The organism is Allostella sp., assembly GCF_041913585.1.
Classification (GTDB): domain Bacteria; phylum Pseudomonadota; class Alphaproteobacteria; order ATCC43930; family Allostellaceae; genus Allostella.
In genome coordinates this window covers 49,105-60,442 of the sequence record NZ_JAYSFE010000007.1, presented here as the reverse complement: position 1 = coordinate 60,442, position 11,338 = coordinate 49,105, and the positions used below count along the sequence as shown (strand labels likewise).

Genomic DNA, 11,338 nt, shown 5'->3' with positions numbered 1-11,338 from the left:
TGGCGTTGTGCGGGCCGGTCGGCAGGCGGCCGACGACGATGCCGAGGTCGCGGAGACGGGCGCGGGTGGTCATGCGGGCGGGTTCCTGGTCATGCGTCGGGGTCCTGGTCATGGGTCGGGGGCGAGACCGTAGAGGATGCGGTGCCCGCCATAGAAGTGCCCTTCGCCGACCGGCTGCATCCCGAGCCGCCGGGCGACGGCGATCGAGGCGGCATTGTCCGGGTGGATGATCGCGACGAGCGGCCCGTAAGCGGCGGGATCGGCCAGCGCGTGGCGCAGCACGGCCGCCGCCGCCTCGGTCGCGAGGCCCCAGCCCCAGGCGCTGCGGGCGAGCCGCCAGTTGATCTGCTTGCCCTTGCCGTCCGGCCGCGGGGCGATCGAGCAGAGGCCGATCAGCCCCGGCGCGGTCCGCCGCTCGACGGCCCAGATGTCGGGCACGCGGTCGACGATCCGGCGGGTGACATGGGCGCGGTGCTCGTCCGGGTCCACGGGTCCGAGATACCGCCGCACTTCGGGGTCGGCATCCATCGCCATGATCGCTTCCACGTCGGCCAGGGTCCGCGCCCGCAGGCGCAGCCTCGGCGTCGTCAATTCCGGCTGCGCTTCCATGCCGCTGGCATAGGATGATCGCCGGGACAGGGGAAGGGGGTGTCGATGCGGGGAATGGTCGTGTGTCCGCAGCCGCGCGCGGCGGACGTCGGTGCGGAGGTCCTGGCGGCGGGCGGCAACGCCTTCGACGCGGCGGTCGCGACCGCCTTCGCCCAGATGGTGGCCGACCCCTTCATGTGCGGTCTCGGCGGCATGGGGACGCTGCAGTTCTTCCGCGCGGCCGACGCCGGTTCGGGCATGATCGACTTCCACACCCGCGCCGGGTCCGGCGTCCGGCCCGACATGTGGGCGGCCGACATCCGTGGCCGGACCGAGATTTCCGGCTACACCATCTTCGACGATCTCCGCAGCGACATCGGCTACGGCGCGATCATGACGCCCGGCACCGTCGCCGGGCTGTGGGAGACCCACCGGCGGCTCTGCTCGCGGCCGTGGGCGGACCTGATCCGGCCCGCCGTGGCGATGGCGCGCGACGGCCTCGCCGTCACCCCCTTCGTCCATGACTTCTGGGCGCGGCCGCCGATGCCGGGCGTCGCCGACGGGCTCAGCCGCATCCGCGCGACCGCGGCGTCGGCCCGCATCTTCCTCCATCCCGACGGCCGGCTCTGGCGGGTCGGCGAGACGCTGCGCAATCCCGACCTGGCGGCGACGCTGGAGGCCCTGGCCGAGGGCGGCGCCGACCTCTTCTACCGCGGCGGGATGGCGCGGCGGATCGCCGAGGATTTCGCGGCCAACGGGGCCTTCGTCACCGGCCGGGACCTGGCGGAGTACCGCGTCCGCGAATCCGCCCCGGTCGAGGGCCGCTACCGCGGGCTGCGCGTGCTCTCCAACCCGCCGCCCGGCAGCGGCGCCTCGCTGATCGAGATGCTGCACATCCTGGAGCATTTCCCGCTGGGGACGATGGAGCACGGCTCGGCCGCCCATCTCGACCACGTCGCCCGGGCCATGGCCGCCGCCCATGCCGATCGCGAGGCATGGCTGGGCGACCCCGACTTCGTGCCGGTGCCGGTCGCGCGCATGGTCTCGGCCGAGCGCGCGGCGGAGTGGGCCGAACGCATCCGCGCCGGCCGGTTTCCCGAGGGCGCGCCGGGACAGCCGCCCGCCTGCACGACCCATCTCTCGGTCGTCGACGAGGCGGGCAACGCGGTCGCGCTGACGCACACGCTCGGCACCGGCGCCGGCGTGGTGACCCCGGGCCTCGGCTTCGTCTGGAACAACTCGATGAAACTGGCCGACCCGCTGCCGGGCCGGCCCAACTCGATGGCGCCCGGCAAGGCGCGCACGACCGGCATGGTGCCGACCATCCTCCTGCGCGACGACCGGCCGTGGCTCGTCGTCGGCGCGCCGGGCGGCAGCGTCATCATCAGTTCGGTGCTGCAGACCATCCTCAACGTGGTCGATTTCGGCATGTCGCCGGTCGAGGCGGTCTCGGCGCCGCGCATCCACTGCGAGGGCGGGCCGATCTTCGCCGAGGCGCGGGTCGAGGGGCGCGTGGTGCGCGAACTGACGGCAATGGGCCATCAGGTGCGGCACAGCCCGATCAGCTACGACCCCTACCAGTCGCGTGCCCATGCGATCCTGGTCGAGGGCGGCCGCTGGCGGGGCGGCGCCGACCCGCGCGGCGGCGGCGGGGTCGCCCGCGCCTGAGATTACGATCTGCCCGTCAGACAATAATGCAATAGAGGCCGGTTCGCCGTTGTCACCCGGCGAGCCGCTGCCTAGAGTCCGTCGCGGACGGTCCATCAGAGTCCGCCGCGGAGGAAACGAACCCATGACGACCCGAGCCAACGCCCCCGGATGGCGTGCGACGCGCCGTGCCGTGATCCTCGCCGCCGGCCTGGCGGCCCTCTCCTTCGCCGCGCCGGTGGCGCAGGCGCAGGACACCGTGCGCATCGGCCTGCCGACCAAGACCTACTGGCCGACCATCGTCGCCGAGACGGCGCTGCGCCAGAAGCTCTTCCAGAAGGAGGGCATCCGGGCCGAACTGACCGTCTATCGCGGCGGCGCGGAATGCTTCGAGGCGCTGGCGGCCGGGGCCGCCGACATGATCCTCAACTCGGCCTCGTTCATCTCGGCCGGGCAGAAGAAGGGCGTCATGTCCCGGGGCGTCGCCGGCGGCGCGCTCGGCTACTACGGCTGGCACCTCGTCGTGCGCCAGGACTCCAAGATCACCAGTGCCGCCGAACTCGAAGGCAAGAAGGTCGGCATCACCTCGGCCGGCTCCGGTTCCGACATGCTGGCGCTCTGGACCCAGCAGGACCGCAAGCTGAAGTTCACCCGCGTGCCGCTCGGCGGCGGCGGGCTGGTGCCGAACCTGCTGTCCGGCAACGTCGACGCGGTGGTGCTCTATTCGCCGCTGACCTTCCAGTTCATGAAGTCGAAGGAAGTGCGCAGCCTGATCGACTTCGGCGCCGAGGTGCCGCCGCACCTGACCTCGGCCTGGATCGCATCGGACAAGATCATCAAGGAGAAGCCGCAGGTCGTGCAGAAGACGGTGAACGCGCTCTTCGGCGCCGTCGCCTTCCTGGCCGACCCCAAGAACCGCGACGAGGCGGTGAAGCTGATCGCCGAGATCGACGAGATCCCGCCCGAGATCGCGGCCCTGGAACTGGACGGCAACATCAAGAAGCTGTCGGCGGACGGCGACATCCAGAAGGAGTGGATGGTCCGCGCCATGGACATGGCGCGGCTGATCGGCATGACCGACCTGGCGCCGGTCGAGGACAGCTACGTGACCACCTTCAAGGCGGTCCCGACCAGGCCCTGAGGCCGTGGCCCGAGGACCCAGGACGGGGATGATCCGGTGAACCGCCTGACGATCGTCCTGGTGCGGCTGGCGCTCTTCCTCGCCGTCCTCGGCGCCTGGGAGGTGCTGCCGCGCCTCGGCATCGTCAATGCCCGCCTGCTGCCGCCGCTCGGCGACGTGCTGGCCATGCTGGGCCAGCTCGTCGGCCGCGCCAGCGTCCAGGAGGCGATGATGGTGACGGCGGCCGAGGTCATCGTCGCCTTCGTCCTCGCCGTGCCGCTCGGTGCCGCAATCGGCGTCGCCATCGCCGAGAGCGAGTATTTCGGCGCCGTCTTCAAGCCGATCCTCTTCTATGTCTTCAGCGTGCCGAAATCGATCTTCCTGCCGATGTTCATCCTGGTGATGGGTATCGGCTTCCACCAGAAGGTCGCCTACGCCGTCTTCTCGACCCTCTTCATCGTCATCATGAGCGCGACCGCGGCGGTGGAATCGGTGAAGCCGGAGCATGTGCTGGTCGCCCGCTCCTACGGCGCGACGCGCGGCCAGATCCTGTGGCGGGTCTACGTCCCCAGCATGGTGCCGATCCTCTTGGAGACGCTGCGCATCGCGATGATCTTCAACTTCACCGCGGTCATGATCGCGGAGATGTATGCGTCCCGCACCGGCATCGGCCACCTGATCGCCAACTGGGGCGAGAACTTCCAGATGCGGCAGCTCTTCGCCGGCGTGATCCTGCTGGCCGCGGTCGCGATCCTCTTCAACGAGACGATCCGCTGGATGGAGGCGAGATGCAGCACCTGGCGGACGTGACGCGCGACCCGGCGGCGGGGGAGGCGGCGGTCGCGGTCGAGCGGCTGAGCCACGTCTATGACGGCCGCGACGGGCAGGTGCCGGCGCTGGAGGACATCGACCTGACCGTGGCGCCGGGGCGGTTCACCGTCATCGTCGGCCCCAGCGGCTGCGGCAAGACCTCGCTGCTGATGATGATGGCGGGGCTGCGCCGGGCCAGCACCGGCACGATCCGGCTCGCCGGCCGGCCGATCCTCGCCCCCGATCCCGACCGCGTCGGGGTCGTCTTTCAGGAGGCGAGTCTCTTTCCCTGGCAGACCGCGCTGGAGAATGTCGAGTTCCCGCTGACCCTGCGCCGCGTCGCCGCCGCCGAGCGCCGCCGGCGGGCCGAGGGGATGCTGAAGCTGGTCGGCCTCGAGGGCTTCGGCGGGCGCTATCCGCACGAACTGTCGGGCGGCATGAAGCAGCGCGTCTCGATCGCCCGCGGCCTCGTCCAGGACCCGCCGGTGCTGCTGATGGACGAGCCCTTCGCCGCGCTCGACGAGCAGACCCGCATGACCATGGGCCACGAGCTGCTGCGCATCTGGTCGCAGACCAGCAAGACCGTCGTCTTCATCACCCACAGCCTGACCGAGGCGGTCTATCTCGCCGACGAGGTGCTGGTGATGTCGGCCCGGCCGGGCCGCATCATCGACCGCATCACGGTCGACCTGCCGCGGCCGCGGACCTACGAGATGATGGCGACCGACCGCTTCGGCCGGCTGCGCGAACGGATCTGGCAGCAGATCCGCAAACCCGACTGACGCCGGAGGGGACGATGCGCCGACCGAGCCCCGCCGCCGCCCGCTGGCTGATCCTGGTGGCCCTGCTGCTGCTCTGGGAGTTCCTGCCGGCGACCCGGATCGTGCCCGAACTCTTCCTGCCGTCGCTGTCGAAGACACTGGCGGTGCTGTGGTCCGACCGGGCGGAATACGGCCGCAACCTGCTGGTGACCCTGCACGAGGTGGCGCTGGCGATGGTGATCGCCTGCGGCGCCGGCATCCTCGCGGGCGCGCTGGTCGGCGGCATCGCCGTCCTGCGCAACCTGCTGCTGCCGGTCTTCTCCAGCCTCTACGCGGTGCCGATCGTCATCCTCTACCCGATCTTCACCGCCTGGCTCGGCATCGGCTCGGAATCGAAGATCGCCTTCGCCGGCATCTACGGCTTCTTCCCGGTGATGCTGTCGACGGCGGCCGGCATCCGCACCATCGACCCGCAGCTGCTGCTGGCCGCGCGCAGCATGGGGGCGACGATCGGGCAGCAGATCGCCCGCGTCATCATCCCGGCCTCGATCCCGACGGTGCTGACCGGGCTGCGCCTCGGCGGCGCGCTGACCATCATCGGCGTCGTGGTGTCGGAGATGCTGACGGCGGCGGCCGGCATCGGCTACCTCGTCACCCGCTTCCGCACCATCCTCGACAGCCCGCGGGTGTTCGCGGCCGTGCTGCTGATCCTCGTCCTCTCCGTGCTCTTCGACGTGCTGGCGCGGATGGTCGAGCGCCGCACGCTGGTGTGGCAGACGGCGGGACGCCAGGGCCGTACCATCCCTGCCAGAGCTGCCACCGCCGCCACTTCGACGCCCGCCGTCGCCTGAACCCCGTCCGTCGCTTCGCGCCCAGGAGATTTCCGATGACGCTGCCCATCCTGCCGACCACCGTCGTCGGCAGCTACCCCCAGCCGGACTGGCTCGCCAACCGCAAGCTCCTGTCGAAGATCGTGCCGCGGGTCCGCCTGACCGACCTGTGGCGGGTGTCGGAGGAGTACCTGGAGCAGGCGCAGGACGACGCCACCGTCGTCGCCATCCGCGACATGGAGCGGGCCGGCATCGACATCGTCACCGACGGCGAAATCCGGCGCGAGAGCTATTCCAACCGCCTCGCCACGGCGCTGGAAGGGGTGGACGCGGACAACCCGGGCGAGATCGTCAGCCGCTCCGGTGCCGTCACCCTGGTGCCGCGCGTCGTCGGCCGCATCCGCCGCACCCATGCGGTCGAGGTGCGCGACATGCAGTTCCTGCGCGCCAACACCGACCGCACGGCCAAGATCACGCTGCCGGGCCCCTTCACCATGAGCCAGCAGGCCAAGAACGAGTTCTACAAGGACGAGGAGGAGATGGTCATGGACTTCGCCGCGGCGGTGAACGCCGAGGCGAAGGACCTGGAGGCGGCCGGTGCCGACGTCATCCAGCTCGACGAGCCTTGGCTGCGCAACAATCCCGAGCTCGCCCGCCGCTGGGCGGTGAAGGCGATCGACCGGGCGCTCGACGGGATCACGGTGCCGACGGTCGTCCATCTCTGCTTCGGCTATGCCGCCGTCGTGCCGGGCGAGAAGCCGACCGGCTACTCCTTCCTGGCCGAGCTCGCCGGCAGCCGGGCCGACCAGATCTCGATCGAGGCGGCGCAGCCGCATCTCGACCTCGGGGTGCTGGCGGACCTCGCACCCAAGAAGGTCCTGGTCGGCGTCCTCGACCTCTCCGACCCCGCGGTCGAGACCCCGGAGGTGGTCGCCGACCGCATCCGCGCGGCGCTGAAGTTCGCGCCGCCGGAGCGGATCGTGCCGGCGCCCGACTGCGGCATGAAGTACCTGCCGCGCGCGACCGCCTTCGGCAAGCTGAAGGCGCTGGCGGACGGTGCGGCGATCGTGCGGGCGGAGGTTTCCTGAGCCTGGGCCGGCAGGCGGCTACCCTGGCAGGATATTGTCGAGGGCGGTCCAGGCGGCCGGCGTGTCGGTCCAATGGATCGCGCGCCAGCCGGCGGCCAGTGCCGCCTCGACGTTCTCGGTGAGGTCGTCCACGAGCAGCAGGCTCGCGGGCGGAGCGCCGACGGTTGCCGCCACCGTGGCGAAGAAGGCCGGGTCGGGTTTGCGGAAGCCGACGCGGGCGGAATAGTGGATGGCGTCGACATGCGCGGCGAGCCCGAGGCGCTCCATCAGGTAGCGCGCCCGGCGATGCTCCTGGTTGGTGGCGAGGTGGACGCTGAGCCCGCCCCGCCGCAGGTGCGAAACCCGCTCCAGCAGGACCATATCCAGGCGCGAATCCTGCGCGAACCAATAGTCGGTCAGGCGCCCGACCGTGAGGTGCGGGGCGATCCGTGCGAGGACCGGCGCCAGCCGCTCGTCGAGACCGGCCCGCCCGACCAGGATGTCGTCCCAATGGATCGCGAAGAACTCGCGCCGGAGGTCGGCCGCATCCAGCCCGAGGTCGTCGAGCATGGAGGTCGACCAGGATCGCCCGTCGGCCGGTCGGCCGCAGACGACGACGCCGTCCACGTCCAGCATCAGCACCTGGACCGCCGTCACGAGGTGGCCCCGCCACCGACGCCGGCTATCTCGGCTTCCGGATCGAGATGCCGGGGATTCCAGCCCAACTCGCGCCTTGCCCTCGCGCCGCTCAGCCGCTGGTCGAGGGCGTAGCCGCGCGCCCACTCGCCGAGTTCGGCGGCTATGGCGTCGGCGGTGACGGTCCGCGGCTCGGCGTCCGGCGTGGCGAACCGCCGGGCGAAGGCGCGGGCGATCCGGCCGACCGCCAATCCTTCCGTGCCGACGCCGAGATAGCTGGCGCCGCGCGGCGCACGCTCCAGGGCCAGCGCATAGAGCCGCGCCAGATCGGCCCGGTGCACCAGGGGCCAGCGCACCGTCGGCCCGCCGACGACGTGGACCGCCGGCCCCGTCGCGGCCTGCCAGGCGAAGCGGTGGAAGACGCCGCCGCCATCGTCGCCATAGACCATGCCGGGATGGATGACGATGCCGTCGACGGCATCGCTGTCGATCACCCGCCGGGCATGCGGCACCATCCAGGCAAAGGCCGGCAGCGGATCGGGCGGGCTGTCCTCCGTCGCGACGCCGTCGCCGGTCGTCCCGAACAGCCAACACCCTCCAGTATAGACGAAGCGCGGCCGAACCTTCTGCGCCGCCAGCCGCGGCAGCAGGGCATCGAGAAGCCGCCCGTCGACCGTCGCCATCGCGGTCGAGAAATCGCAGGCGATGTGCACGACGGCATCGAGGTCGGGCAACCCATGCACCCAGCCGCCGGGTTCGGCGATGTCGCCCCGGACGAGGGCGGTGGCGCCGAGGCTGGCGGCCCGCTCCGCCGAGGCATCCGAGCGGACCAGCGCCAGCGTCTGGTGCCCGCCGCCGGCCAGCTCCGACAGGACGGCGGCACCGATCGATCCGGTGCCGCCGAGGACGAGGACGCGCAAGGCCGCCCTCAGCCGGCGATCCGGTCCAGCACCCCGTACCACGCCGTCATCACCGGCAGCACCGCGCGGCGCATCCCGTGCAGCGGGATCGGGCGCAGGGGGGTGATCGGGAAGGCGATCTGCTCCGGCGGTACGCCCGCCGCGAGGTCGGCCAGGAGGGCGCCCATGCGCGACGCCATGGCGACCCCGCGGCCGTTGTAGCCGAGGCCGGCCCAGACGCCCGGCGCCAGCGCGTGCAGGTGCGGCCAGTGGTCGAGGTTGACGGCGACCCGGCCGGCCCAGTGGTGCTCGTACGCGATGTCGGCCAGCGCCGGGAAGAGCTGCCCGACCCAGCGGCGCAGGCGCCCGGTGTCGCCGGCGTCGGGATCGTCCTTGAAGGTGCCGCGCCCGCCCATGACGAGCCGTCCCTGGGGATCGAGACGGAAATAGCGCAGCAGCCGGCGCGTGTCCGACAGGACATGGCCCTCGGGCAGGATGGTGCGGCGCAGGTTGTCGCCGATCGGCGCCGTCGCGATCTGGAAGCTCGAGACCGGCACGACGGACTGGGCGAGGCCCGGCCAGAAGCCGGTCGTATAGGCGTTGGTGCCGATCAGGACGCGGGCGGTGTCGACATGGCCGGCGGCGGTGCGCACGCGCCAGCCCTGGCCCTGCCGCTCGATGGCGGTGACCGGCGAGCCGCCATGGATGCGGGCGCCCAGCCGCTGGGCCGCGTCGGCGAGGCCGCGGGCATATCCCAGCGGATTGATGGCCCCGCCACGGGCATCGATCAGGCCGCCGACATAGTCGCCGGTGCCGAGGATACGCGCCATCTCCTCGCGGCCGGCGATCCGCACGGGCGCCCCGTGGGATTGCCAGTCGGCGCAGCGTGCGGCCACCGTCCGCAGCGCCGCTTCCGAATGGGCCGCCTGAACCCAGCCCGGTCGCGAGGCGTCGCAGGCAATGCGGTGGCGCTGGATCAGGTCGAAGGCGAAGTCGGCGGTGCCGCCGACGAGGTCGACGATGGCCTTGCCGCGGTCGCGCCCGTACTTCGCGAGGATCTCGGCCGGGCTGGCCTTGAGGCCGGCGATGATCTGGCCGCCGTTGCGGCCCGACGCGCCCCAGCCGGGCTCCGCCGCCTCCAGCAGCACCGGCTTCCAGCCGCGCTCGGCCAGATGCAGCGCCGCCGACAGGCCGGTGAAGCCGCCGCCGACGACCACGGCGTCGGCCTCGGCGGCGCCGGCCAGCGGCGGCGCCTGGATCGGCGGCCGCGCCGTCGCCGCCCACAGCGAGCGGGGCAGGGGGGCCGTACCCGCGAGCACGATGCGGTCGCTATCCGCCATGGACCAGCCTCCCGTCGACGAAGGTCATGTCGACCCGCACGTCGCGCAGTTCCATCGGGTCGATGGCGTAGGGATCGCGGTCGAGGACGGCGAGGTCGGCCAGCTTGCCGACTTCGAGCGAGCCCTTGATCCTCTCCTCGCGGCCCGACCAGGCGCCGAGGACGGTATAGGCGCGCAGTGCCTCGTCGACGGTGATCGCCTCGCGGATGTCGAGGTCGCCGCCGCTGTCGCTCCTGCGGTTCACCATCGACCAGATGGCGACGAACGGGTTGGCCTGGCAGACCATGGCGTCGGAATGGCCGGGCGCGGGGATGCCGGCGTCGATCAGGCTGCGGTGCGGCCACATCCAGCGCATCGCCGCCTGGCCGCGGTTGGCGATGTAGCCGTCGCCGAGGTCGTACATGAAGCCCGTCGCCGAGGAATCGACGACGCCGAGCCGCTTGATGCGCTCCAGGATCGGCGGCGTGACGTAGCAGCAATGCTCGACCCGCATCCGGTGGTCGGCGACCGGGTGGGCCGCCAGCGCCGCCTCGATGGCATCCAGCGCGAAGTCGATGCCGCGGTCGCCGAGCCCTTCGATCATCACCTGGAGCCCGGCGCCATGGGCGAGGGTGGCGCGGCGCTTCAAGTCGTCCGCCTCGTAGAGCAGCATCCCGCAATTGTTCTCGGGCTCGCCCTCGATCTTCCGGCCGACATAGGGCTCGTAGTAGGCGGCGGTGCGGCCGGAGGTCGAGCAGTCGGGGCACCATTCGACGCCGATGACCCGCACCCAGTCGCTGCCGAAGCCGGAGCGGATGCCGGCGGCGACGAAGCTCTCGACCAGCCCCTCCTCGCGGCCGCTGACGATGATGCCGGCGCGCATCGTCATGCCGCCTTCGGCCTCCAGCATCTGGTAGGCGCGGATCGCGCGGCGCCCGGCGAGCGAGTTGTAGACGGACGTGATGCCGTAGCGGTTCCAGTCGGCGAAGACCTGGCGCAGGCCACCCGCGATCTCGGCCTCGGTGTCGCCGGCGTGGATCTCGGTGAGGAAGATGTGCGTCGCCGTCTCGCGCAGGAGGCCGGTGAAGCGGTTGGTGGCAGGGTGCCGGTCGAAGCGGCCGAAGGGCGGGTCGTCGGCATTGTCGGAGATGCCGCAGGCCGCGAAGGCGGCCGTATTGGCGACGCCGAGATGGCCGTCGGTGCGCAGGAGGAAGACACGACGGCCGCCGGCCGCGGCGTCCAGCTCCTCGCGGGTCGGGAAGCCGCCGCTCTTCAGGTCGTTGAAGCGATAGCCGGCGAACCAGCCGTCCGGCGGCAGGTCGCGGCAGGCGGCGGCGATCCGGTCGAGGAGGGCGGCGCGGTCGGCCACCGCCGCCGGGCCGACATCGTGCCAGCGCGCCAGCCGGGCGGCGTAGCTGTCGGGATGGCAGTGCGAATCGACGATGCCGGGGATGGCCGTGCGCCCGCCGAGCTCGACGACCCGCGTGCCGGGGCCGGTCAGGGCGGCGATCTCGGCATCGCTGCCACGGGCGACGATGCGGCCGCCCGCCACGGCCAGCGCCTCGACCACCGTTCCGGCGGGGTCGAGCGTGACGATGCGGCCGCCCCGCAGCACGAGGTCGGGATGAAGCGCCATGGCAGGGTTCACTTCGCGGTCAGGT

General features: G+C 71.8%; 11 protein-coding genes. 6 read left to right on the top strand and 5 right to left on the bottom strand.

The genetic code is table 11. The features are described from left to right. Nucleotides 1-108: 108 nt before the first annotated feature. Nucleotides 109-609 carry a GNAT family N-acetyltransferase gene (locus ACE3Q3_RS02780; protein ID WP_374441473.1) on the bottom strand — a complete coding sequence of 167 codons (501 nt, stop codon included), beginning with the start codon at nucleotides 607-609 and terminating at the stop codon, nucleotides 109-111. 54 nt (nucleotides 610-663) lie between these two features. Between ACE3Q3_RS02780 and ggt the strand changes: the two genes are divergently transcribed. The 6 genes from ggt to ACE3Q3_RS02750 all read left to right on the top strand — a co-directional run bounded on the left by ggt (nucleotide 664) and on the right by ACE3Q3_RS02750 (nucleotide 6,844). Further along, nucleotides 664-2,256: a gamma-glutamyltransferase gene (gene ggt / locus ACE3Q3_RS02775; protein ID WP_374441471.1), complete on the top strand. Its 1,593-nt coding sequence runs from the start codon at nucleotides 664-666 to the stop codon at nucleotides 2,254-2,256. Nucleotides 2,257-2,380: 124 nt separating this feature from the next. Then, a complete protein-coding gene (locus ACE3Q3_RS02770; RefSeq protein WP_374441468.1) occupies nucleotides 2,381-3,376 on the top strand; it encodes an ABC transporter substrate-binding protein in 996 nt (331 codons plus the stop codon). 36 nt (nucleotides 3,377-3,412) lie between these two features. Next, nucleotides 3,413-4,165 (top strand): ABC transporter permease, encoded by a 753-nt coding sequence (locus tag ACE3Q3_RS02765; RefSeq protein WP_374441465.1) that lies wholly within the window; start codon nucleotides 3,413-3,415, stop codon nucleotides 4,163-4,165. Next, nucleotides 4,144-4,947 carry an ABC transporter ATP-binding protein gene (locus ACE3Q3_RS02760; protein WP_374441463.1) on the top strand — a complete coding sequence of 268 codons (804 nt, stop codon included), beginning with the start codon at nucleotides 4,144-4,146 and terminating at the stop codon, nucleotides 4,945-4,947. The genes ACE3Q3_RS02765 and ACE3Q3_RS02760 overlap by 22 nt, the downstream gene beginning before the upstream one ends. A gap of 14 nt (nucleotides 4,948-4,961) precedes the next feature. Further along, nucleotides 4,962-5,777 (top strand): ABC transporter permease, encoded by an 816-nt coding sequence (locus tag ACE3Q3_RS02755; RefSeq protein WP_374441460.1) that lies wholly within the window; start codon nucleotides 4,962-4,964, stop codon nucleotides 5,775-5,777. A 35-nt stretch (nucleotides 5,778-5,812) separates the two neighbouring features. After that, nucleotides 5,813-6,844 (top strand): 5-methyltetrahydropteroyltriglutamate--homocysteine methyltransferase, encoded by a 1,032-nt coding sequence (locus ACE3Q3_RS02750; RefSeq protein WP_374441457.1) that lies wholly within the window; start codon nucleotides 5,813-5,815, stop codon nucleotides 6,842-6,844. A gap of 18 nt (nucleotides 6,845-6,862) precedes the next feature. Here the strand turns inward: ACE3Q3_RS02750 and ACE3Q3_RS02745 are convergent, their stop codons facing one another. The 4 genes from ACE3Q3_RS02745 to ACE3Q3_RS02730 all read right to left on the bottom strand — a co-directional run. Further along, complete coding sequence (locus ACE3Q3_RS02745) at nucleotides 6,863-7,480, bottom strand: HAD family hydrolase (RefSeq protein ID WP_374441454.1); 618 nt, start codon at nucleotides 7,478-7,480, stop codon at nucleotides 6,863-6,865. Next, the gene (locus ACE3Q3_RS02740; protein WP_374441451.1) at nucleotides 7,477-8,379 is read right to left on the bottom strand and encodes an NAD-dependent epimerase/dehydratase family protein; all 903 of its coding nucleotides are present in this window, start codon (nucleotides 8,377-8,379) and stop codon (nucleotides 7,477-7,479) included. Before ACE3Q3_RS02740 ends, ACE3Q3_RS02745 begins: the two co-directional genes overlap by 4 nt. A gap of 8 nt (nucleotides 8,380-8,387) precedes the next feature. Next, nucleotides 8,388-9,698 carry an NAD(P)/FAD-dependent oxidoreductase gene (locus tag ACE3Q3_RS02735; RefSeq protein ID WP_374441448.1) on the bottom strand — a complete coding sequence of 437 codons (1,311 nt, stop codon included), beginning with the start codon at nucleotides 9,696-9,698 and terminating at the stop codon, nucleotides 8,388-8,390. Beyond that, the coding region (locus ACE3Q3_RS02730) for an amidohydrolase (protein ID WP_374441445.1) at nucleotides 9,688-11,338 on the bottom strand (1,651 nt) is incomplete at its 5' end. The genes ACE3Q3_RS02730 and ACE3Q3_RS02735, both read right to left, overlap by 11 nt.